We start from the raw sequence: 22,732 nt of genomic DNA on the forward strand, positions 1-22,732 counted from the left end.
ATCGAAGTCTCCCCCTACCCTGCGCAGCGGGGGAAGGGGGCCGGGGCGGGGCCGGAGGGAACCCCACCGGTGTCCATCAATCCCGCAGGTACCGGCGCACGACCTGGCTGGTACGTACCCGCGCGCCGAGCCGGTGGAGCGTCTGGTACAGCCCGGTTTCGGCGCGCGCCAGGAACACGTACTCCGGGAGCGCACCGCCGGCGCGGGTCAGCCGAAGCGACTCGGCCGCGTACTCGCGAAGAAACTCGGCGTCGGAAAAGTCGAATGCGCGTTCGTCGTCGTCGGGCGGGTACACGCGGCCATAGAAGCGCTCCGAGAACTGCACCAGCGCCCGCATGGCGGCATCGCCCAGGCGCTTTCCGTACAGCGAGTACCGCTCGGCCAGGAGTGCGCGGAAATCGTCGGAGTCCCGCGGGCCCGGGTACAGGAAGATCTTGCGGAGGTTCTCCACGAACCGGGCAGGCACGTACTTCACGCAGCCGAAATCCACCATGCCGATCGAGCCGTCGTCGTGGAACAGGTAGTTCCCCCAGTTCGGGTCGGCGTGGAACGCCTGCATGTGCAGGAGCTGGAAATAGAACAGCTCCAGCAGGTTCGCGCCGATGCGGTCCCGGGTTTCGGGCGACGGGTCGCGGGCCAGCACGTCGTCCAGGTGCCCGCCCTTCAGCCGCGACATCGTAAGCACGCGCTCCGAGGAAAGGTCCCGATAGACGGCGGGGACGGACACGAACCCGAGCGGCTGCAGGCCCGTCGCGAAGAACTCGATGTTCCCGGCCTCGCGTACGTAGTCCGTCTCGGCCACGATCTCCCTTTCCAGCTCGTCCAGCAGATCCGCCGAGAGCACTTTCGACAGCTTCGCCGGAAGCGACAACGTGCGCAGCAGCCGGAAGTCGCTGGCGATGGCGTCGCCGATCCCGGGGTACTGGACCTTCACCGCCACTTCGTCGCCCGCGTGCGTAACCGCCGCGTGCACCTGGCCCAGCGAGGCGGCCGCGAACGGCGTGGCGTCGAACTTCGCGAACACCTGCTCGGGGTTGCGGCCCAGGCTGGAGCGGAACTGCGCCCTGACCAGGGAAGGGTGCATCCCGGGCGCCTCCATCTGCAGCCGCCCCAGCTCGGCGATCATCTCCTCGGGGAGCACGTCTCCCTGCAGGCTGAGCGCCTGTCCCAGCTTCATGGCCGGCCCGCGGAGCGAAAGCAGCCCTCCCGTCATCTGCCGCCCGGCGCGTGCATGGGTGGCGCGGAGCTTCTCGGCCCGCTCCTCCTCGCCCAGGAACATCCGCTGCACGAGGTAGCCGAGGTAGCTGCCGCTCACCCCCGCGCTCATCGCCGCCATGCGCAGCGCCCTGCGCGCGGCGCCCTCGTCGGCCCCCATCAGATCCCCCCTTCGCGCAGGAACGTCGTCCCGAAGCGGAGCGAGCGGTCCAGGAAGGCGAGCGTGTTCTGCTTGGCCGGCGAGGAATCGTGAAGCCAGTACAGGAGCACGCCCAGGTAGTAGATCCAGAACGCCTGGGGCGCGATCCAGCCGAGCTGGCGCGCCCGCCGCTTGGGCAGCGACTCCTCGATCAGGTCCTGCACGAAGTCCAGGTACCGGGCCCGCAGCTCCAGCGCGCGCGGGCTGAGCGCCAGCTTGGACGACGGCCGGAGCGCCCGCACGAAGGCGGCGCCGATGAAGCTTTCGTAGGGGGCCAGGTACTCGATCTGGCTGTGCACCAGCGCGAAGAGCTTTTCCTCGAGCGCGGCGCCTTTCAACGTGGGGTCGGCGCGCACGGTGGCGATGGCGTGGTCCACCTCGGCTTCGAAGAAGTGAAGCGCGATGTCGTCCTTGGTTTCGAAGTAGTTGAAGACCGTGCCTTCGGCCACCCCGGCCTTCATGGCGATCTCGCGCGTGGTCGTCGCTTCGAAGCCCTTGCTTTCGAACAGCTCCAGGGCCGCCGAGACGATGCTCTCGCGCGTCGCCGTCTTGTTCCGCGCACGCCGCCCCGTGATGGGCCGCACCGCCGCGGGGGTGGAATGCGGCTCCGGAGGCACGTCGGGGGTGAATGGATCCTGCATGGGTCCCGGTCCTTTCGAGCGAGGGGTGCACGCGCCGCCCATCAAAACATGAGTGCGCTCACTTATAAATATGAGCGCACTCACCTTTCGTCAAGGACGGCTCGTGACCGGGTCACTGGCGCGCGGCCTTCCCGGCGCCTCGCTCGATCGTTCCGGCCCGCCACTCCCCCACGTCGAGGCGCCGCGGCAGGTCGAGCCGGGTCTGGCGGGAACTGCCTCCCCCCCACACGATCCCGCCGCGCCGCGGGTGACGTGGCCGGGCGGTCGCTCCACACGCCACGAAAGGTTATTGTCACTCGTGATTCGGGGGCACGTCGGGGTGCCGCCCCCAGAACCCTTCTTTTCTCAGCGATGATTCCGATGCGCGTCCTGCTCTGTGCCCTGGCCCTGCTTTGCACCGCACCCTCGCTCTCCGCGCAGGGATGCAGCTGGGAGCGCGACCGTCCCGCACGCGGCCGCGAGGCGCGTGAGGACTCCATCCGCAAGTCCGTTCAGGCCGCCAACCGCCAGGCGCTGCTGGACGCCGCGACCGCCGCGGGAGTGCGCGAGCCGCGCGGTGTCGTGGTCTTCTCCGTGGAGCGCAACGGGAGCGACCCCTTTCTGCGCATCTTCGAAGGCAACCTCGATGCGCCCACGCTGACGAGCGTGCTGCCCGGGATCGTGGAGCGCGCGGTCCAGATCCCGCAACGTGGGCCGGGGCGAATCACCCTGTTCACCCGCTTCGATACCCTGCCGCTGCCCCCGGCGCGCGCGGACGGCAAGCGGCACGAGTGCCCCCCTGTGCTGACCAACCGGGACGTACTCCAGAGCGCGCTGAGCAACTGGTTCCAGCAGCAGGGGCCGGCTGCAACCCTGCCCGGCACAATCCACCTGAGCATGTTCGTTGGCCGCGACGGGCGGGTGCTGCATTCCGAGCTCCAGCGGCGGAGCGGAAACGCCGCATTGGACCGGTTCACCCTGGGGCTGGTTCCCATGCTCACCTTCCGCGGCGCCACGGTGGACGGTGTGCCTGCGGACGTGTGGGTGCAGCTCCCGATCCGCCTGCGCTAGCGGCCGGCCCGGCGCGCCCGGCGTAAGGACCTGCCGCCCGGCGTAGCGTCGCCAAGAAGGCATCGGAGAGGGAGCAATGCACGACGGATCTGTGAACGCCCCGACGGGGACGATGTCCATCGAGGAGAATCAGCTTCTCGCTGATATGTCCGGCGAGGTGCGCGAAGAGATCGCGCGCCTGGCAGAGGTGATCGATGTCGCGGAAGGCGAGGTTCTCTTCGACCTGGAAGATGAATCGGACGAGATGTACCTCGTCCTGGGCGGAAGGATCTGGCTCGGACGCGGCGAGGGCGAGCGCAGGGTGACCTTCGCCATGGCGGGTCCCGGCGACTTCTTCGGGGAGATGTCCTACTTCGCGCCAGCGCCACGCTCCGCCCGCGCGCAGGCCGTGACTCCGGCGCGGGTTGCCCGATTGGACAGGGCGGCGATCGAGCGGGCGCTCGAGCTCGCGCCGGCGTTGTTCACCCGGAATGCCATGTCCGCATTCATCCGGCGCGTCAGGGCCAGCAACGACGACCGGGTGCGGGAAGCGCTGCAACAGGAGCGGCTGCAGATCGTCGGCCGAACGGCCTTGGGCATCGTCCACGACCTGAAGAACCCGATCAGCGTGGTGCACGTGGCGGCTGCCTGCCTGGAAGATGGCATCCCTCTCCAGGATGTGCCGGGGCGACTGCGGCGTGCCGCGGAATCCATGACCGGGATGCTCGATGGGCTTCTTGCGTTCACGCGTGGCGACGCGGGTCTCCAGGTCCAGCCGGTATCGTTGCGAAGCCTGCTGCTCCCGCTCGAGGAGCAGGCGCTGGAAGGGATGGAGCGACGCGGCGTACAGGTGGAGAGAGACCTGGATCCCGACCTCGTCATCACCGCCGATCCGGGCCGCCTCTCGCGGGCACTGCTGAACATCGTGAAGAACGCGGGCGAGGTGATGCCGGACGGCGGCCGGCTGTCCCTCACGGTGCGGCAGGAAGGTTTGGATGTCGTGTTCTCCATCGCCGATACGGGCGGCGGGATCCCGGAGGAGGTCCTCCCCACGCTCTTCGACGCCTTCGTAACGCACGGCAAATCGGGCGGCACAGGCCTGGGCATGTCGATTACGAAGAGCTTTGTCGAGGCACACGGCGGCACGATCGAAGTTCAGAACGTTCGCGGTACGGGAGCCACCTTCGTGGTCCGCCTCCCACAGGTCTCGCCCTGATACTTGCTCCGAAAACCGAGCTCACGAAAAACGGGGGCATCACTGTAGCGATGCCCCCGTTCTCGTACGCGGCACGTGAAGGCTACGGAGCAGCCTTGGCTACCGCGGTCAGATAGTGCACTCCGATCGGGTACTCGGGATAATCGTGCCCGGGCCAGTTCGGGACTTCCCGCAAATCCCCGGTCTCACCCACTTGGATAAAGCTCGTCGAGACCACGAGCCGGTCGCCCACTCGGACGTTCAGCGCGTCGAACGCGGATTGCACCTGGGTCGTCAACGCCTCGACAACGCGGTTGACGTCGTGCGGATCGCCGTTTTCGGAGTAGCGGACGCGGTCAAGGATCAACAAGGCCACTCCACTGGGCTGCCGATTGATGGAGCGCACGATCACGACCTCGGACTCGATGTTCTCGTGTGCGGGCCGCGGGCCCCGATACACCCCGGTCAACACGGCGAAAACACTGTCGCAGGCGCCTGTCGCCACACTCGCCAGGAGCGTCGCAGTCAGGACGAGACCGCGGAAGAGAGCACGTCGGTTCATCTGTCTTTGAATGCGTGAGAGTGGACCCATTAAACGTATGTATGTGCACAAAGTGAGCTGGGTTTTAAGATAAGATTATCGTTTGCGCTCACGATGTCAAGCTTGTGTGTGGGTGGGGGCGTTTTGACGGCCTACAGAGAGGAGACCGCCGGTTCCGCCCACGACCCCGGGCGCGAGTTGGGCTCCATGGCGTTCCTGAGGTACGTGCGCAGAGGGCACCGGGGTCGTCCCCGGTGCCCTCTGCAGTTCCATTCACGCCGCGTCCCGCCTACTGCAGGACCGGCAGCGGGTCCTTGCCGTTGAAGCCGGCCCCCAGCGGCACCTTGATGCAGGCCGCGAAGTGGCCGCCGCCCTTGTCGGCCAGGGGCGGGACGATGCTCGCGCAGTCCGCGTCCTTGAGCGGATGCTGGCAGCGCGGGTGGAACGGGCACCCCGGCGGCGGGTTGGCCGGCGAGGGCACGTCGCCCTGCAGCACGATGCGCTCGCGCCGCACCCGCGGGTCGGGGATGGGCACGGCCGATAGCAGCGCCTGCGTGTACGGCATCAGCGGGTTGCGGTACATCTCGCCCGATTCGGCGATCTCCACGATGCGCCCCAGGTACATCACCGCCACGCGATCGGAGATGTGCTCCACCACCGACAGGTCGTGCGCGATGAACAGGAAGCTCAGCCCGAACTCCGTCTGAAGGTCCTGGAGCAGGTTGATCACCTGCGCCTGCACCGATACGTCCAGCGCCGACACCGGCTCGTCGCACACGATCAGCTCCGGCTCCACCGCCAGCGCCCGGGCGATTCCCAGCCGCTGCCGCTGCCCGCCCGAGAACTCGTGCGGGTAGCGGATGGCGTGCTCCGGCCGCAGCCCCACGATGCGCAGCAGCTCGGCGATGCGGTCCTTGGCCTTTTGCCCCGTGGCGATGCCGTGGACGGAAAGCACCTCGCGCAGCATGTCGCTGATGGTCATGCGCGGGTTCAGCGAGCTGTACGGGTCCTGGAAAACGATCTGCACCCGCCGCCGCATCGTCCGCAGCTCGGCCTTGTCCATCTCGAAGATGTTGCGCCCCTCGAACAGCGCCGCGCCGGCCGTGGGCTCGATCAGGCGCAGCACCGCGCGCCCCATGGTGCTCTTGCCGCAGCCGGACTCGCCCACGATCCCCAGCGTTTCGCCCTTCTTCAAGAAGAACGACACGCCGTCCACCGCCTTGACGTCGCCCACGTGGCGGTTGAAGAACCCCTTCTTGATGGGGAAGTACTTCTTCAGCCCGCGCACCACCAGCAGCGCCTCGGGCGGCGGCTCCATGTCGTCGGGCGTTTCGCCGCGCAGGTCGCTGTCGCCCTTGGCGGGGGGCAGCTCCGGGCGCTCCGGCGGCGTCTTGTGCACCGCGTCGCGCGACGCCCCGTCCGCCACCGTACGTTCCACACCCGCGCCCACCAGCGGCGACGACGCGGCGGCCGGCTCGCTGCCGCCGCTGCGCTGTCCGTCGGCCGCACCCTGGCCGCCGGCGGGGGTGCGCCCCTCGGGAGCGTTCGCCATCAGGCCACCTCCCCGCCGTCGAGCTCGGGCGCCAGGTCCGGCGAGCCCGCCACCGGCGTGGCCGCGCCCGTGCCCGTCAGCGCGCCCTCGGGGGCAAAGCCGCCCGTCTCGCGGTTGATCTCGGCGCGGCGCTCGGGATACTTCACCAGCCAGCACTTGTTCTTGCGCCCGGGCCCAATCTCGAACAGCGGCGGCGCCTCCTTCTCCGTCTTTTCCCAGCCGTACGGGCAGCGGTCGTGAAAGCGGCACCCCGTGGGCCAGGCGATGGGCGAGGGCACCACGCCAGGGATCACCGCCAGGCGCCCCACGTCCTGCCCCAGCTTGGGCATGGAGCGCAGCAGCCCCTCGGTGTACGGGTTCTGCGGGTTGTGGAACACGTCGTCGACGGGCCCCTCCTCGAACACCTGCCCCGCGTACATCACGATCACCCGGTCGCACGTCTCGGCCACCACGCCCAGGTCGTGGGTGATCAGGATGATGCTCATCCCCAGCTCGCTCTGCAGCTTGTTCAGCAGCTCCAGGATCTGGGCCTGGATGGTCACGTCGAGCGCCGTCGTCGGCTCGTCGGCGATCAGCAGCTTGGGGTCGCACGCCAGCGCCATGGCGATCATCACGCGCTGGCGCATGCCGCCCGAGAGCTGGTGCGGGTACTCGTCCACCCGCTGGTGCGGAATGGGAATGCCCACCAGCTGAAGCATCTCGATGGCCCGGGTGCGCGCGGCCTTCTTGCTCAGCCCCTGGTGAAGCCGCAGCGACTCCTCGATCTGAAAGCCCACGGTGAACACCGGGTTCAGCGAGGTCATGGGCTCCTGGAAGATCATGGCGATGTCGTTGCCGCGGATCTGCCGCATCCGCTTTTCCGACGCCTGCGCCAGGTCTTCCATCTCGCCGTTGCTCCCGCGGAACAGGATGCGCGAGCCCTCCTGGATCTTGCCGGGAGGGTTCGGGATCAGGCGCATCACCGAGAGCGAGGTGACGGACTTGCCGCTCCCCGACTCGCCCACGATGCCCAGCGTTTCGCCGGGATTCACGTGGAACGAAACGCCGTCCACCGCGCGCGCCAGCCCCGCGTCGGTGCTGAACCAGGTGCGCAGGTTTTCCACCTGCAGAATCGGCCCGTCCGCGCCCGGCCGCGCGCCCGCCGTGTTGTCCGGTTGCGTCAAATCAGCCCCCATTCCCTGAACGCCGCCCATTCGTTCGGCTTCTCCGTCCACATCCACGCTGGATCGATCCACAGCCCCGGGATCACCTCGCTGGCCACGCGCGGCGGGTCTCCCAGCGGCACGGGCGCGTACGCGCCCGCAGCCAGCCGGAAGACCTCCACCGTCTCCGCGTCCGGGTCGATGATCCAGTATTCCCGCACGCCGCTCTGGGCGTATTCCACGAACTTGTCGCGCCGGTCGCGCACCCGGCTGTCCGGGCTGATCAGCTCCACCGCCAGGTCTACCGGCCCGTCCACGAAAGTGCGCTTGAACCGGTGCTCGTTGTCGGGCGCCAGGTAGAACACGTCCGGCTCGCGCGCCACCTTGGGGCTGAGCCGTACCTGGAACCCTGCCTGCCCCACCAGGCCGCCGATCCCCTTCTGCGCGACGAAGCCGCTGATCGCCTTGTACAGAAATCCCCAGATCAGCAGGTGCCGGTCCGTCTGCGGGCTCATCTCCACCACCTTCCCGTCCACCCATTCCGCGCGAACCCCGTCGTACGCCCGGAGGAAGTCCTCGTAGCTCACCGCGTCGGCCGTTCCGTGCGCCTGCGCGATCATCGCGGTCCCATCCTGCCGGGGTGCCCGCCTCTCACGAGTTGCCATTCCCTCACGCTTCCCACTGCCGGAAGACCCACGGCAGCGAAGGAAGCGGCTTCTGCCACAGCCAGGGAGCGGGGATCTCCAGCCCCGGCAGCACGTTGCTCCGCAGCACAGCCGGATCTCCGAGCGCCACCAGTTCGTACCTGCCGCTCGCGTCCAGGCGATAGGCTTCGGCGGCCTCCCGCGCGGGATCGATCAGCCAGTACTCGGCGACCCCGGCCTGCTCGTATTCATAGAACTTTTCGCCCCGGTCCACCCCGCGCGTCGACGGGCTGAGGATCTCGATCACGAGGTCCGCGGGTCCGTCGACGTAGGTCCCGCGGACGCGGTCCAGGTGCTCTGACCGCACGAAGAAGACGTCCGGCTCGCGGGCCGTGCCGTCACTCAGCTTCATCGAGTAGTTGGGCAGGTACGTACGCCCGAGGTCGTGCAGGTCCGCCCAGTAACGCACCAGCGCGCCCAGCCACAACGAGAGGTCCGACTGCCGCTCGTTTCCCGGGCTCACGAGACGCACCCGCCCATCCACCCACTCCGCGTGCACCCCATCGTACGCCTCCAGGAACTCCTCGAAGGACAACGTCCGTGCGTCCAGCTGCAGCGGGGCCTGCGTAGACATCACGGCCTCACGTGCGCAGGCGCGGGTCCAGCGCGTCGCGCAGGCCGTCGCCCAGCAGGTTGAAGGCGACCACCGTCAGCACGATGGCCAGTCCCGGGAAGGTGGCGATCCACCACGCCTGCGTCAGCGCGTCGCGCCCGTCGGCCACCATGTTCCCCCAGGTGGGCGTGGGCGGCTGCACGCCAAGGCCCAGGAACGAGAGCGACGCCTCCGTCAGAATGGTCAGGCCGATGCCCAGCGTGGCCGACACGATCACCGGGGCCATGGTGTTGGGCACCACGTGGCGGGTGATGATGCGGAAGTCGCTGAACCCCAGCGCCCGTGCCGCCTGCACGAACTCGCGCTCGCGCAGGGACAGCACCTCGCCGCGCACGATGCGCGACGTACCCATCCACCCCGTCAGCCCCAGCACGATCACCACCAGCCAGAACGAGGGGTTCTCGAAGATGGCGATCACCACGATCAGCAGCACCAGCCGCGGAAAGGCCAGCATCATGTCGGTGACGCGCATCAGCACGGCATCTACCCAGCCGCCGAAGTAGCCGGAAAGCGCGCCCACCATGGTCCCCAGCGTGATGCTGATGCCTACGGCCACGAAGCCGATGGAAAGCGAGATCTGCGCGCCGTACAGCGTGCGGCTGAAGATGTCGCGCCCGAACTTGTCGGTGCCGAACAGGTGCTCGCCCGAGGGCGGCAGGTAGCGCGAGGTGATGATGTCGCCCTGCGCCGCCGGGTCGTACGGGGCGATCAGCGGGGTGACCAGCGTGATCACGTACAGCAGGATCATCACCGCCATGCCGCCCATGGCCAGGCGGTTCTTCTTGAAGTGCCGCATGGCGATGGACCACTGCGAGTCGCCCCGGGTGCGCGACTTCGCCAGCTGCTTGCCGCTGACCGACTTCCACGTCCACCACACCATCCCCGCGATGACGGCGATCAGCGTGACGACGGCCACCCAGTAGTCCCAGCCCAGCCGGGGCCGCGGCTCGGGAAGCAGCTGCCGGGCCTGGTGCCGCTGCCAGGCGGTGAGTGCCACCCACAGGGTGAAGGCCCAGGCCAGCACCAGCGTGGCCACGCGGCCCCACACCACCCCCGCGCCGCGGCGCGGGGCGGGGGCGTGCAGCTCCTGCCCCGTGGCCTGGGGCATGGGCTCGGGCGGGACCGACTCGGGATCGGGAGAAACGCGGACCATGTTCAGTCGTTCCGAATGCGGGGGTCGACCACGGCGTACAGCACGTCCGAAAGCAGGTTGCCCAGCACCACCATCGAGGCGATCACGAACGAGGTGGCCATCACCATCGGGTAGTCGCGCGCCAGGATGGCGTCGACGATGGCACGCCCCATTCCCGGCCAGGCGAAGATGGTTTCCACCAGCACCGCGCCCGACAGCAGGAAGGGCAGGTACAGCCCCAGCAGGGTGATGATGGGGATCAGCGCATTGCGCAGCGCGTGCTTGAAGACCACGGTGCGCTCCGAAAGCCCCTTCGCCCGCGCCGTGCGGATGAAGTCCTGGTGGATGACCTCGAGCATGGCCCCGCGCATGTACCGCGCGACGCCCGCCGCCGACCCGATCCCCAAGGCGATGGCGGGAAGGATCAGGTGCATCACCCGGTCCCTGAATTTCTCACCGCCTGTCAGGTACTCGTAGTCGATGCTCGTCATCCCCGAGGCCGGAAAGCTCAGCGCCCACCCTTCCTGCCCCGCCCGCAGCGAGAAGATCAGGATGAGCATCAGGGCGAACCAGAAGCTGGGCATCGAATAGAAGAACAGCGCCAGGAAGGTCAGCACGTTGTCGGCGATGGAGTACTGCCGCACCGCCTGCACGATGCCGATCAGCATGCCCACCACGAAGATCACCACCAGGGAGATCAGGGTGAGCTGCATGGTGTTCCACAGGATCCCCGGCAGGATCTCGTTGATGGGCCGCATCTGCCCGAACGAGTAGCCGAAGTCACCCGTGACGAAGCTCCACAGCCACTTGCCGTACTGCTCGTGGAGCGGCCGGTCGAGCCCGAAGTTGCGGCGCATCTGCTCCAGCACCTCGGGGCTCACGTTCGGATTGGCGAACTTGGCGATCGGGTCGCCCGGCGCCAGTTGAAGCACGAAGAAGATGAGCGTCAGGATCCCCAGCAGAAGGGGAATGGCGCCGAGCAGCCGCCGGACCAGGTATGCGAGCATCCTCTTACCTCGAGCCTCCCTTCGCGGAATCAGGCGCGGCCGCGCGCTGCGGGCCGCCGTTCACCCACCACTCCCAGGTGCGGGCGTACGCCCCGTAGCTGGTGACGTGCGTGCCCTTCAGCCGCGGGCTGATGCCGGTGGTGTTGTCGTAGTAGTACAGCCAGGTGTAGGGCTGGTCCTGCACGATCCTGGCCGCGGCGGCGCGCCACAGGGGATCCGCCTGCGCCGCCGTAGGTTGGGAGCGCGCCCGCTCGATCATGCCATCGACTTCGGGACTGGCGTATCCCACCACGTTGTATGCGCCCTCCGACGACCAGGCGGCGGTCAGGTCGGCGTCCAGCCCCACGCCCCAGCTGCCCAGCGCCGCCTGGAAGTCGCGCTTCTTCATCAGGTGGTCGAAGAAGGTGGTGAGCTCGTACATCTGGATGCGGGCGTCGACGCCCACCTCCTTCCACTGCCGCTGCAGGATGGTGACCACGTCCTGCCGGCGCTGGTTGCCGGTGTTGGTCATCAGCGTGAAGCGGAAGGGCTTTCCGTTCTTGTCGCGGATGCCGTCGTTGTCGGTGTCGCGCCATCCCTGGGCCTCCAGGATGCGGCGGGCGCCCTCGGGGTCGTGGGGCAGTGGCTGCAGGGCCGGATCGTGCAGGTCGCGGAAGATGGGCGAGTAGGGCCCGGCCGCGCGCTCGGCGTAGTCGCCCATCCGCAGCTGCTGCATGATGCCGTTCACGTCGACGGCCATTCCCAGCGCCCGGCGGATCTGCGGGTCCTGGAACTGCTCGACGGTCTTGGCGTTCCAGGCCACGTACTCCCAGTAGCGCCGGGACTCGCGGCCAAAGGTGAGGCCGGGCTGCCGCTGCTGCAGCACCGGCGCCTGGTCGAACGGGAGACCCCGCGCGAAGTCGACGGTGCCGTTCAACAGTTCGACGATGCGGGTCTGCGGGTCCGGGATCACTCGTATGACGATGCGGTCCAGCCGCGGCCTGACGGGAAAGTGCGGGTTGGGCACCAGCGTGATGTCCTGCCCTCGCTGATGCGCGCCAACCTTCCACGCCCCGCTCACCACCATCTTCGTCAGGTCGCTGAACACCGGGTGCGTGCCCAGCTTGTCAGGCGGGGTGGAGGCGTACACGTGGCGCGGCGCCACGTTCAGCGCCGCGTCGAACAGCATGCCCGGGTAGCGGCGCTTGAAGTGGATGACGACGGTGGAGTCGTTCTCCGCCTGGACCGAGTCGATCTGCTCGGTCATGTAGCTTTGCGGCGAGGCCGTCTTTTCGTCCGCGGCGGCCTGGTACGTCCACACCACGTCGTGCGCGGTGATGGGCTGGCCGTCGGACCACTTGAGGGCGCTGCGCATCCGGAAGCGCATGGCCGTGGAGTCGGGGCCCGTGTACTCGTAGTGCCAGGCCAGCGCCATGGGCGACTCGTCCGAAAGGCGGAACACGGCCTGGCCGTTCTCCCAGCTCTGGCTGGTGAGGGCCATGTACATCACGTCCATCATGTCGCCGTCCGGGGCGCCCTGGAAGAAGAGGGGCATGGGCCGGCTCAGGTCACCGATCTCGGCCACCACCGCCGTTCCGCCCCGCCGGGGAGCGCCCGCCGTTGCCGTGTCGCCCTTCGCCGCGCCGTCCGCGCCGCCGCGGTCGCCACACGCGGCCAGCAGGGCGAGCGTGGCCGCCGCCCACGCGCCCCGGCGCGCCCTGTCCCTCGCCGTTTTCATCATGGTATCCGCTGGTGTGTCCGTGCTGGTTGGGGAAGGATGCCGCCTGCCGACGCCGGGTCGCGGGGATGGGGTGGACGCGGGTGCCGCGAGCCCGCGGAGGGCGGGCTCGCGACGCGCCGGCAGCCGGTCAGCGCTGCCGCACCCACCAGTCGCGGATGTTCACGATCTTGCTGCGGGCGTCGGCTTCCACGTTCTGCACCCGGGGGCCCAGGCCGGCGATGTCCTCGCTCCAGTACAGGAACGTGATGGGCTGGTCCTGCTGGATCAGCTGCGCCCACTGGGCCCACACCTGCTTGGCCTGGCCGGCGTCGGTGCTGCGCATGCCCTGCTCGGCCAGCTGGTCAGCCTGCGGGTTGCAGTAGCCGGTGCGGTTGGCCGAGCCCTTCACCCGGGCCTGCGCGCAGGAGAACAGGGGCGTGGGGTCCACCTTGAAGGTGTCCAGGCTCCAGTTGGCCAGCACGGCGTCGTACCCGCGCGCCTTGTACTGCTGGAGCATCGACTGGAATTCCTGCGGCCGGATGTCGATGGCCACGCCCGCCGCCTTCAATTGCTGCTGCACCACCTGCGCGATGTCGGCGTGGGTGCGGTTGGCGGAGTTGATGGTGAGCGTAAACCGCAGCGGCTGGCCGTTCTTGTCGGCGACGCCGTCGTTGTTGGTGTCGCGCCACCCGGCCTGGGCCAGCAGCGCCTTGGCCTGGTTCACGTCGTACGGCAGCGGCTGCTGCTGCGTGTACATGGGGCTCCACGAGGGGATCATCCCCGTCGCCGGCTGCCCGAAGCCGCCCAGCAGGCCGTCGATGATGCGCTGGCGGTCGATGGCCATCGTCAGCGCCCGGCGCACCCGTGCGTCGGCGAACAGCGGCCGCGTGTTGTTCCAGGCGAAGAAGGTGAACTCGCGCGACGGGTAGTGGCGCAGGTCCAGCCCGCGCTGCTGCTGCACCTGCTTCGCCTGGTCGGGCTGCAGGGTGTAGGCGGCCATGTCGGCGGTGCCGTTCACCAGCTCCGTCACCATGGTGGTGGCCTCGGGGGTAATGCGGAACACCACGCGGTCCACGTTGGGGCGCCCGCCGAGGGGCTCGGGGAATTCGGTGTTCGCGACCAGCGTCAGCGACTGGTTGGACTTCCACTCGCCGAACTTGAACGGCCCGCTGCCCACCGGGTTGCGGTTGAACGGGTGCGTGGAAAGCTCGCCCGCCGACACGCCCTGCAGCAGGTGCCGGGGCATGGGCGCCCACCAGAAGGCGTCGAGCGCCTGGGCGTGCGGGGCCACGAAGTCGAAGCGGATGGTGTGCGGGTCCACCACCGTGGCCGACTTGACCATGTTCAGGAACGCCGACCCCAGCAGCGAGGCGGCGGCGCTGTCCTTGGCCAGGTCGTAGGTGAACTTCACGTCCTCGGCGGTGACGGGCTTGCCGTCGTGCCAGCGGACGTCGCGGCGCAGGTGGAAGGTGACGTTGTTTTCCGTCAGCTCCCACCGCTCGGCCAGCCAGGGCTGGGGCTGAAGCTTGGCGTCGTACTGGATGATGGGCGTGAACAGCATGTGCTTGATCACGTCATCGGTGGTCAGGTGCGTGTTGGTGACCGGGTTGAACGCCTGGAAGTCGGTCGACACGGCGAGCGCCGCGGTTCCGCCCTGCTGCGGCGGCCCGGCGTCCTTGCCCTTTTCGCCCGCCTTGTCGCCGCCGCCATCGCCGCCATCGCCGCCACACGCGGCCGCCAGCACGAGCAGTCCCGGCAGAACCCGCCGGAGATGTCTGGCCTTCATCCCGTCCCCCTCACGTCATCGGTGTGCACCACACGCGGGCCGGACCCGGCGCCGCTGAGACCGGCTCAACGATGCCAAGTCCATGCCGGATTCTCGTAATGGCCCCGGTGCCCCTCCGCGCCCCGCATTTCGGCACCGCTCAACCCCCCTCGTTCCAGCCGCACACCGACCGTTTCCTCCCATCCCGCGGCCAGCGCGCCGACCAGCTCGTCCCACTCCGGCGCCCGTCCCAGCAGGGCCGAGAGCGTGGCTGGCGGCGCAGGCGGGTCCACGGGAGTGCCGGCCTTCATCAGCGCCGGCACTAGCGACTGGTCGTCGTCGATGGGGAGCGAGCCGTGCTGAAGGATCACGCCCCGCTCCCGCCGCTGCGCGCTCCCCACCAGCTTGCCGCCCGCCGCCGTCACCTCGCCCTCCACCGGCTGCTCGAAGCACGGGGCCAGCGAGGGGATGGGCGCACGCCCCTGTCCCGCGGGCTGAAGGCGGGCGTCGATGCCCAGGCGCCGCAGCCCCGCGACCAGGGCGCGGTTGATGGCCGCGTACGCCTGGCGAGGCGAGCCCAGCACCCCGTCCCGCACGATGACGGAATAGGTCAGCTCGCGGTGGTGCAGGACGGCCCGCCCGCCGGTGGGCCGTCGGACGACGTCGATGCCGCGCCGCCCGATCTCGTCCCGGTCGTACCCGTCGGAGGGCTGGTTGCGGCCCAGCGACAGGCAGGCGGGGGTCCAGCGGTAGAAGCGCAGGATGGGCACGCCGCCGTCGCGCACGCCGTCCGCGAGCGCCTCGTCCACGGCCATGTTCCACGCACCGGGCGCGGGGGGCGTGTCGAGCAGGCGCCACGCGGTTCGTACGGCGTCGGTTGAGGAGAGCATGTGCGGCGGATGGTAGGCCGCGGATGGTGCGGGCGTCAAGGGACGCGGGAGGGACTGAGTGAATCGCAGGGTGGGCGTCGGCTGGTGCGACAGGCAGGCCCGGTGCTCGGGCCGGCGCCCCCCATCCCCAGCCCTTCCCCCGCAAACTGCGCGGGGGAAGGGAGCCAGTCGAGTGCGCGGGGCCAGCGGCGGCGCAACTTTCGAATCGTGGAAAAACAGACAGCCGCGGAGGTGCACCCTCCGCGGCTCATCCGTTCCTCCGCGCCTCCGCGTGATGCCCTCCGTCCTCGCGGACGAAAAGAATCAGAGCTCGTAGCTGCCGCCCGGCTCCAGGATTTCCACGCGCGCGGCCTCGCCCACCATCTCCCGGAAGCTCTCGGGGTTCTGGTTGATGACCTCGAAGGTGTTGTAGTGCATGGGGATGACGGTTTCCGGCTGGATCATCTCCACCGCGCGGGCGGCATCTTCCGGCCCCATGGTGAAGTTGTCGCCGATGGGCAGGATGGCCAGGTCCACGCGGCCCTGCAGCAGCTGCATGTCGGTAATCAGCGCCGTGTCGCCCGCGTGGTAGATGGTGGGCCCGCCATCCAGGCTGATCAGGAAGCCGCAGCAGTCGGTGGTGAACGCGCCTTCCTTGTCGCCCGCGATGCTGCCGGTGTGCACCGCCGGGGTCAGCTTCACGCGGCCGAAGGGAAAGAGGTACGCCCCGCCGATGTTCATCCCGTGGCCGTTCTTCACCCCCTCCTGCTGGCAGAACGACACCAGCTCGAAGGTGGAGATGACCGTGGCCCCGGTGCGCTTCGCCAGCGGAATGCAGTCGGCGAAGTGGTCGGAGTGCCCGTGCGACACCAGGATGTAGTCCAGCTTGTCCACGTCCGCCACCTTGATGTCGGCGGCGGGATTTTCGTCGAGCCACGGATCGATCATGATCCGGGTGCCGTCGCCGGTCTCCAGCATGAAGCAGGAGTGTCCGTGCCAGGTAAGGCGTGCCATACAACCTCAGTGCGTGTGCGGTTCTATCCGATCAGCGCCTCGTACGCGCCGGCGTCCAGCAACGCCTCGGCCGCGGCCGGATCGTCCAGGCGAATGCGGATCATCCAGCCCTCGCCGTACGGATCGCTGTTCACCACGCCGGGGTTGGCGTCGAGGGCGGTGTTCACCTCCACCACCTCGCCCGCCAGCGGCATGAACAGGTCCGACACCGCCTTCACCGCCTCGATCGTGCCGAACGTGCCGTGCGCGTCGAAGTGCTCCCCCGGCTTGGGCAGCTCCACGAACACGATGTCGCCCAGCTGGTCCTGGGCGTAGTCGGTGATCCCTACGGTGAACACGCCGTCCTGGCCGCCGGAGGGCTTCAGGTACTCGTGCTCGCTCGTGTATCGCAGGTCCTGCGGGACGTTGGACATGTCTTTCTCCGCGCGGTTCGGGCCGGTGTGGTCGGGCGGCATACTACGGGCCGCGCCGGGGCGGGTCAACCATCACCCCCATGGAAGCAGCGCACAGAGCGCCCCCACCTCCGCCGCCTCGCACGCCACCGCGCACGCGGGGCCGTTCACGCCGGCGAAGCGGTCTACCAGGAAGGCGACAGCCGCCAGCGACAGCAGGGTCCCCGCGGTGACGGCCAGCGCCGTCCGCGCCGGGTCCGGCGAGGCGGCCGTCACCAGCCCCAGGACGGCGACCGCCACCCACGTGGCCGCCCACAGGGGAACGGCGCCGCTCAGCACCGCCTCGGGCCGGTCGCGCTCCGCGGGCGCGTACGTGCGCAGCGCGTGCACCATCGCCCATCTGCCCAGCGGCGCGGCCACGAGCGGCGCGAACGCGGGGGCGTGGGCCAGCGCGGACCATTTTGCCAGCATCAGCAGCACCAGCCCCACTGCGCCGAACGCGCCCAAGGTGCGGGTGCGCAGCATCCTCAACCGTCGATGTCGTCCGTCCACCGGCGTGAGCGCGGCATCGCAGCTGTGCGCCCATCCCACGAGCGTGGTCGCGCCCGTGGCGGCGGCCCACGCGGCCAGGGCCAGCGCGGCGCGCGGCCCGGCCGGAGCATCGAGCAGGAGCACGGCGGCAGGCAGCAGTCCCACGCCCAGGCCGACGAGGGGGTAGAACGCGGTGGATTCGCGAAGGTCGCGCGGGTTCTCGTCCTCCCGCGGCGGCACCCGCCACAGGGTCAGCGCGCCCGCGGCCAGCCGCAGGCGGTGGATGGAGCTGTGTTGATGGTATTCCACTTCGTACGAAAGCAGGGTTCGGACGTGGCGCCTGCGGACCGATGGGCGCGAGTCCGGTCGCATCCGCACGCACCGGGCCGGATGCGGGTGCGGACGTTGTGGAGGCCGCGGCGGATGCGCATCTTTCCGCCTCGTCCGTTGATGCCGACCGCCTCAGCCGCCTCGCCGTTGATTCTTCGCACCAAGCGCCTGATCCTGCGCGAGTTCCTGGTCGACGACTGGAAGCCCACGCACGTGTACCAGAACGATCCGCGCTACCTGCGTTTCTACGACCGCGACTCCATGTCCCCGGCCGACACGCAGGCGCTGATCTCCGCCTTCCTGGGGTTCGAAGCCGAGCGCCCGCGCCGAAACACGCAGCTCGCCGTTCTCCTGGCGAGCACGGGCGAGCTGATCGGCAACGTGGGGGTGCGGCGCGAGGCGCCCGACCACCCGGTGGCGGACATGGGCTACGAGCTTGCCCCCAAGCACTGGGGCCACGGGTACGCCACCGAGGCGGCGCGCGCCATGCGCGACTGGGCGTTTGGCGACGAGGGGCTGGCGCGGCTTCACGCCCACTGCATCGCCGACAACGCCGCGTCGGCGCGCGTGCTGGAAAAGCTGGGGATGCGCCGCGAAGGCCTGCTGCGCGACCACGTCTTTCAGAAGGGGCGCTTCTGGGACGTGCTGCTGTACGGCATCCTTCGCGACGAGTGGGCGGCGGGGGAGGGAAACGAGTAACCGCGAGGGACCGTCCCTCGTGTGAGCCCGGTCGGCCGCGGATCAGAACGGGTGCTCGACGCTCAGATAGAGGAACGCGTACCGCTCCCGGCTGCTCGCCCCAACGCCGATCGGCACCGCGAGGCCGGGGACGATCTGCGTGGACCCCAGGTTGAACGCCGCCCGCACGCCGGGCGATACCAGCAGGCTCTCCGCCACCACATCCCCCGCCTCGGTGCGCGACCAGAGCGCTTCGACCAGCAGGTTCAACCGCGGGTGCGCCAGCCAGACGACGCTCTGCCCCAGGCTGATCTCCACCTCGCTCTCCGTAGACCCCTCCACGTCGCCGATGTTCGGCAGCAGCGTGACTCCCGCGTTGGTGTGCGCGGCGAACGCGGGTGACAGCGCCAGGCTGACCGGCAGTCCCAGCGCCATCCCGGCGTTCCCCGCGCCGAACGCGTCGTGCCCGGTGGGGAGGATGGCCGTCACGCTGGGGGCCACGGCGACGCGGCCGCTCAGCAGCTGGTACCGGTACTGGACTTCGACGTCCCCCCAGCGCGTCTCGTCGTGCAGCCGCAGCAGGGGGAGCGTGTAGCTGATCTGGTGGCGCTGGCTGAAGAGCGGCCACTCCTGCGTAAACCCCAGCTCGACGATGCCGTCGTCGCCCATCACCGTGGCGACGTGCTGAACCACCCGCGCCTCCTGGTTGTACGCCTCTTCCAGGAGAAAGCTGTTGTCGGAGATGGGTGTCTGCGCATCCAGACGAGCGGCGAGGGCAAGGCCCAGGAGCAGGACGGCGCGGTGGATCGGAAGCATGTCGTCACGAATCGAACGAGGAATTTAGAGTGCCTTAAAACAGAATAGCGGGAACGTCCGGCGCGTCAACCCGCCGGAACGAAACGGGGGCCGGCGGATCGCTCCGCCGGCCCTCGTCGTCCTCTCCGATGACGATCAGAACAGGGTGATGCCCACCAGGATCTGGTTGCGCTCCAGCTCGCCGCCCTGCGTAGACGCACCGAACTCGCTCACCCGGCGGTACTGCGCGTCCAGCCCCAGCATCTGGCCCAGCTGCATGCGCGCGCCCACCTGGAATCCCAGCTGCGTGCGCTCGTCCTTGAACTCCGGGTCGGCGTTCTGCACCTCGTCCACCGTGTACTGCCCCAGCCCGCCGTGCACACCCACGTACGGCGTGATGGGCAGCAGCGGCAGGTCGATGAAGTAGTTCGCCTCGCCCAGCACACCGAAGCTGGTGGACTCGCGGTCGAACTCCGTCACCTTGCCGGTGGTGTACGCCGTCACGCCGATGCCCACGCCCAGCGGCAGCACGTACTCGGCGCCCACGCTGAAGCCGTCGGCCGCGGGGGTCTGCTCTTCGTTCTTCACGTCCGAGGCGTTGAACAGGTAGTGGCCCTTGAGCGCGAATCCCGACTGCGCCTGCGCCGAACCCGCGTGCGCGGCCAGGGCCGCCGCCACCAGGAGCGCCATTCTCTTCTTCATCCGACATCCGATCTCAGCAGGTGGTTCGCTTGGACGCGGCGGGTTTGCTTCGGCTCCGCGCGCGTCCGCCGTCGGTTCCATGTATGCCCGAACCCCGCCGAGAGTTCCACCTGCCACCGGATCAGCTGACGCCGAGCAGCTCCACGTCGAAGACCAGCGTAGCGTTGGGAGGGACCGCGCTCCCCGCGCCGCGGGCGCCGTAGCCCAGCTCGGGCGGAATGGTCAGGCGGCGGCGCCCGCCCACCTTCATCCCCGCCACGCCCTCGTCCCAGCCGCGGATCACCCGCCCCGCGCCGAGGGGAAACTGGAACGGGGTTCCGCGGTCGCGGCTGCTGTCGAACTTGCGGCCGTCCACCAGCGTCCCGGTGTAGTGAACGCTCACCTGGTCGCCGCTCTTCGCCTCCTGCCCCGTCCCCACCTGCTCGTCCGTGTACCGCAGCCCCGAGGGTGTCGTCGTTTCTTCCGCCACGTGTGTTCTCCCGGTCAAGGTTTCCGTCGATGGACCGCGCCCGGCCGCAACACGCGTTCCGTCGTGGTCGATTGACGGCCCTCCGCCCGCCGCCGTACTCTGTCCAACGCCCCAGCAGAAACCCCGTACGCCATCCGCCGATGACCTCACTCGCCCGTTTCGCCGCCGCCGCATTGCTCGCCGCCACGCTTCCGTCCGGCGTCCGCGCCCAGGCGTACCCGCCCGCCGAACGTGCGCGGGACAGCGTGCAGGCGCTCGCCGCGTTCCGAAGCAACATCGCTTCCATCCACGGCCGCGACCGCCCCGCGTACCTCACCCACTACCTGCAGAGCCCACGGCTGGCGCGCACCGGGCCGGCCGGGGTGCAGTGGGGCTACCAGGGAATGACGGGAGGCGATCCCAACGCGTGGCCCGACACGCTGGTAGCCACCCACTACGAGGTGGTGCCGCTGGCGCCCGGCGTGGTCTACGGCACGTACCGCTACCGCGTGGCACAGGGCGGCACCAGCTCGCGCGGCGTGTCGGAACGGGTGCTGGTCAGGCAGCCGGACGGAAGCTGGAAGGTGGCCGTGAGCACCGCCTTCAACGCGCCCGGAAACGGGCCGGTGCCCGCCGTGGCCTTTACCGGTGCCACGGTCATCGACGGCACCGGCGGGGCGCCCCTGCGCGACGCGACGGTGGTGATGAGGAACGGACGGATCGCCTGCGTGGGCCGGTGCGAGGTAGGGGCGGACGTGCACGCGATCGATGCGCGCGGAAAGTGGATCATCCCCGGGCTGGTGGACGCGCACGTCCACTACTCGCAGACCGGCTGGGTCGATGGCCGCCCCGATGCCGAGGACGTCCGGGCGCGGTTTCCCTACGATTCCACCGTCGCCGCGCTGGAGGCGCACCCCGAGCGCTTCTACCGCAGCTACCTGTGCTCGGGAGTGACGGCCACTTTCGACGTGGGCGGGTATCCCTGGACGTGGGGGCTGCGTGGGGACGCCGAGGCCAGCACCGCCGCGCCGCACGTGGCCGCGGCGGGCCCGCTGCTCTCCACCCGCGACCACTGGGTGAACCTTCCCGCCTCGCGCCAGTTCGTCCACACGGCCAGCGACTCGGCCACGCGCGCCGGGGCGCGGATGATCGCGCACCACGGCAGCGACGCGGTGAAGGTGTGGTACCTGGTGGAAGGGCAGAACCCCGACACGGTGGCGCTCAAGGCGGCCGTCCGCGCCGTGGCCGACGAGGCGCGCCGCGCCGACCTGCCGCTGATCGTGCACGCAACGGGACTGTGGGAGGCCAAGGACGCCATCCGCGCGGGCGCGCAGCTGCTGGTGCACTCCGTGGACGACGCCATCGTGGACGACGAGTTCATCCGCCTGGCACGCGACGCGGGGACCATCTACACGCCCACGCTCACCGTGACGGATGGCTACCGGCAGCTGTACCAGCGCCGCTTCGATCCCCAAGGCCTGCCGATGGAGTGCGTCGATCCAGCGACGCGCGCGAAGGCCGCGCTGACGGACTCGCTCCCGGCGCGCACGCTGGGCGCGGGGTTCGCCGCCTACTTCGAGCAGATCGGCCGGACCATGAACGAGAACCTGCGCCGCGTGCACGCGGCCGGCATTCCCGTCGCCATGGGCACCGACGCCGGGAACCCGCTGACGCTGCACGGCGCGTCCGTCTACCGCGAGATGGAAGCGATGGCGCAGGCCGGTATGTCGCCTATGGACGTGCTGGTGTCGTCCACGCGGATCGCCGCGCGCGCCATGCGCAGGGACGACATCGGCACCTTGGCGCCGGAAAAGCTGGCGGACCTGGTGGTGCTCGACGCCGACCCCCTGGCCGACGTGCGCAACCTGCGCGCGGTGCGCCTGGTGGTCCGAGCCGGCGAGGTGTGGACGCGCGAGGAGCTGGAATACCGGTGATCCGCCCGCTGGACGCCGCCGACGCCGCTGCATTCCAGACACTGAGGCTGCGCGGCCTGCGCGAGTCGCCCGAGGCGTTCGGCTCCACGTACGAGGAAGAGGCGGGGGTGCCGCTGGGAGAGATCGCCGCTCGCCTGGCGCGCGGGGCCGGGGGCGAGGACGTGGTGTTCGGCGCGGTGGATGGCGAGGGCGTGCTGGTGGGTGTGGCGGGCCTGCGGCGCGACAGCCATCGCAAGGCAAGGCACCGCGCCCACGTCTGGGGGATGTACGTGGCTCCCGAGGCGCGCGGGCGCGGGCTGGGCCGGGCGCTACTGGAGTCCCTGATTGCGCACGCCCGAACCCTCGCGGGCGTGGAGCGGCTGACGTTGAGCGTGGTGCCCGACAACCGGGCCGCGAGGTCTCTGTATCTCCGCCTCGGCTTCGTGTCTTACGGCGTGGAGCGCCAAGCGTACTGCCTGGACGGCGAGTACTGGGACTCCGAGCACATGGCACTGGTCCTCATATCTCCATCGCGGGTTCTATTAAATAAAATGCTGTATTTCTTTCATAAGATCCTCGCCTGTGATAGATTCCTTTCACAGCGGGAGCGGCTATGAAAGAAAGTA

Annotated in this window: 23 protein-coding genes; 5 read left to right on the forward strand and 18 right to left on the reverse strand. The window is 69.3% G+C overall.

What is annotated here, in order from left to right:
* Positions 1-76 precede the first annotated feature (76 nt).
* Together VF632_RS17690 and VF632_RS17695 are read right to left on the reverse strand one after the other, a co-directional pair.
* On the reverse strand, positions 77-1,375 hold the full coding sequence (locus tag VF632_RS17690; protein ID WP_331024259.1) for an AarF/ABC1/UbiB kinase family protein: 1,299 nt from the start codon (positions 1,373-1,375) through the stop codon (positions 77-79).
* Complete coding sequence (locus VF632_RS17695; protein ID WP_331024260.1) at positions 1,375-2,055, reverse strand: TetR family transcriptional regulator; 681 nt, start codon at positions 2,053-2,055, stop codon at positions 1,375-1,377. The genes VF632_RS17690 and VF632_RS17695 overlap by 1 nt, the downstream gene beginning before the upstream one ends.
* 360 nt (positions 2,056-2,415) lie before the next feature.
* Here VF632_RS17695 and VF632_RS17700 point away from each other — a divergent pair, with 360 nt between their 5' ends.
* Together VF632_RS17700 and VF632_RS17705 are read left to right on the forward strand one after the other, a co-directional pair.
* Positions 2,416-3,105: an energy transducer TonB gene (locus VF632_RS17700; protein WP_331024261.1), complete on the forward strand. Its 690-nt coding sequence runs from the start codon at positions 2,416-2,418 to the stop codon at positions 3,103-3,105.
* A 112-nt stretch (positions 3,106-3,217) separates the two neighbouring features.
* Positions 3,218-4,300 carry an ATP-binding protein gene (locus tag VF632_RS17705; RefSeq protein ID WP_331024262.1) on the forward strand — a complete coding sequence of 361 codons (1,083 nt, stop codon included), beginning with the start codon at positions 3,218-3,220 and terminating at the stop codon, positions 4,298-4,300.
* 82 nt (positions 4,301-4,382) lie between these two features.
* Here the strand turns inward: VF632_RS17705 and VF632_RS17710 are convergent, their stop codons facing one another.
* From VF632_RS17710 to VF632_RS17770, 13 genes are all read right to left on the reverse strand, one after another.
* A complete protein-coding gene (locus VF632_RS17710) occupies positions 4,383-4,841 on the reverse strand; it encodes a hypothetical protein (RefSeq protein ID WP_331024263.1) in 459 nt (152 codons plus the stop codon).
* 268 nt (positions 4,842-5,109) lie between these two features.
* Entirely contained in the window at positions 5,110-6,138 is a 1,029-nt protein-coding gene (locus tag VF632_RS17715; RefSeq protein WP_349263934.1) for a dipeptide ABC transporter ATP-binding protein, read from the reverse strand.
* A 233-nt stretch (positions 6,139-6,371) separates the two neighbouring features.
* Complete coding sequence (locus tag VF632_RS17720; protein WP_331024265.1) at positions 6,372-7,565, reverse strand: ABC transporter ATP-binding protein; 1,194 nt, start codon at positions 7,563-7,565, stop codon at positions 6,372-6,374.
* The gene (locus VF632_RS17725) at positions 7,532-8,134 is read right to left on the reverse strand and encodes a Uma2 family endonuclease (protein WP_331024266.1); all 603 of its coding nucleotides are present in this window, start codon (positions 8,132-8,134) and stop codon (positions 7,532-7,534) included. Before VF632_RS17725 ends, VF632_RS17720 begins: the two co-directional genes overlap by 34 nt.
* 49 nt (positions 8,135-8,183) lie before the next feature.
* On the reverse strand, positions 8,184-8,792 hold the full coding sequence (locus VF632_RS17730; protein WP_331024267.1) for a Uma2 family endonuclease: 609 nt from the start codon (positions 8,790-8,792) through the stop codon (positions 8,184-8,186).
* Between the two features lie 7 nt (positions 8,793-8,799).
* The gene (gene opp4C, locus VF632_RS17735) at positions 8,800-9,711 is read right to left on the reverse strand and encodes an oligopeptide ABC transporter permease (protein WP_349263933.1); all 912 of its coding nucleotides are present in this window, start codon (positions 9,709-9,711) and stop codon (positions 8,800-8,802) included.
* 275 nt (positions 9,712-9,986) lie between these two features.
* Positions 9,987-10,970 carry an ABC transporter permease gene (locus VF632_RS17740; RefSeq protein ID WP_331024269.1) on the reverse strand — a complete coding sequence of 328 codons (984 nt, stop codon included), beginning with the start codon at positions 10,968-10,970 and terminating at the stop codon, positions 9,987-9,989.
* 4 nt (positions 10,971-10,974) lie between these two features.
* Positions 10,975-12,690, reverse strand: a complete 1,716-nt coding sequence (locus VF632_RS17745; RefSeq protein ID WP_331024270.1) for an ABC transporter substrate-binding protein — start codon at positions 12,688-12,690, stop codon at positions 10,975-10,977.
* A 127-nt stretch (positions 12,691-12,817) separates the two neighbouring features.
* Positions 12,818-14,455 (reverse strand): ABC transporter substrate-binding protein, encoded by a 1,638-nt coding sequence (locus tag VF632_RS17750; protein WP_331024271.1) that lies wholly within the window; start codon positions 14,453-14,455, stop codon positions 12,818-12,820.
* Positions 14,456-14,520: 65 nt separating this feature from the next.
* A complete protein-coding gene (locus tag VF632_RS17755; protein ID WP_331024272.1) occupies positions 14,521-15,324 on the reverse strand; it encodes a lipoate--protein ligase family protein in 804 nt (267 codons plus the stop codon).
* A gap of 303 nt (positions 15,325-15,627) precedes the next feature.
* On the reverse strand, positions 15,628-16,317 hold the full coding sequence (locus VF632_RS17760; protein ID WP_331024273.1) for a metal-dependent hydrolase: 690 nt from the start codon (positions 16,315-16,317) through the stop codon (positions 15,628-15,630).
* 23 nt (positions 16,318-16,340) lie between these two features.
* Positions 16,341-16,730: a glycine cleavage system protein GcvH gene (gene gcvH / locus VF632_RS17765; protein WP_331024274.1), complete on the reverse strand. Its 390-nt coding sequence runs from the start codon at positions 16,728-16,730 to the stop codon at positions 16,341-16,343.
* A 72-nt stretch (positions 16,731-16,802) separates the two neighbouring features.
* Positions 16,803-17,549 (reverse strand): adenosylcobinamide-GDP ribazoletransferase, encoded by a 747-nt coding sequence (locus VF632_RS17770; RefSeq protein WP_331024275.1) that lies wholly within the window; start codon positions 17,547-17,549, stop codon positions 16,803-16,805.
* A gap of 168 nt (positions 17,550-17,717) precedes the next feature.
* Between VF632_RS17770 and VF632_RS17775 the strand changes: the two genes are divergently transcribed.
* Entirely contained in the window at positions 17,718-18,269 is a 552-nt protein-coding gene (locus tag VF632_RS17775) for a GNAT family protein (protein WP_331024276.1), read from the forward strand.
* 42 nt (positions 18,270-18,311) lie between these two features.
* Here the strand turns inward: VF632_RS17775 and VF632_RS17780 are convergent, their stop codons facing one another.
* From VF632_RS17780 to VF632_RS17790, 3 genes are all read right to left on the reverse strand, one after another.
* Positions 18,312-19,064: a hypothetical protein gene (locus tag VF632_RS17780; protein ID WP_331024277.1), complete on the reverse strand. Its 753-nt coding sequence runs from the start codon at positions 19,062-19,064 to the stop codon at positions 18,312-18,314.
* A gap of 135 nt (positions 19,065-19,199) precedes the next feature.
* Positions 19,200-19,745 carry an outer membrane beta-barrel protein gene (locus VF632_RS17785; protein WP_331024278.1) on the reverse strand — a complete coding sequence of 182 codons (546 nt, stop codon included), beginning with the start codon at positions 19,743-19,745 and terminating at the stop codon, positions 19,200-19,202.
* Between the two features lie 121 nt (positions 19,746-19,866).
* A complete protein-coding gene (locus tag VF632_RS17790) occupies positions 19,867-20,232 on the reverse strand; it encodes an FKBP-type peptidyl-prolyl cis-trans isomerase (protein WP_414682901.1) in 366 nt (121 codons plus the stop codon).
* Between the two features lie 122 nt (positions 20,233-20,354).
* Between VF632_RS17790 and VF632_RS17795 the strand changes: the two genes are divergently transcribed.
* Both VF632_RS17795 and VF632_RS17800 read left to right on the forward strand, forming a co-directional pair.
* Complete coding sequence (locus VF632_RS17795; RefSeq protein ID WP_331024280.1) at positions 20,355-22,127, forward strand: amidohydrolase family protein; 1,773 nt, start codon at positions 20,355-20,357, stop codon at positions 22,125-22,127.
* Positions 22,124-22,723, forward strand: coding sequence for a GNAT family N-acetyltransferase (locus VF632_RS17800; RefSeq protein ID WP_331024281.1), 600 nt, complete (start codon positions 22,124-22,126; stop codon positions 22,721-22,723). The genes VF632_RS17795 and VF632_RS17800 overlap by 4 nt, the downstream gene beginning before the upstream one ends.
* Positions 22,724-22,732: the final 9 nt, after the last annotated feature.

It is taken from the genome of Longimicrobium sp., assembly GCF_036388275.1.
In the GTDB taxonomy this organism is placed as follows: domain Bacteria; phylum Gemmatimonadota; class Gemmatimonadetes; order Longimicrobiales; family Longimicrobiaceae; genus Longimicrobium.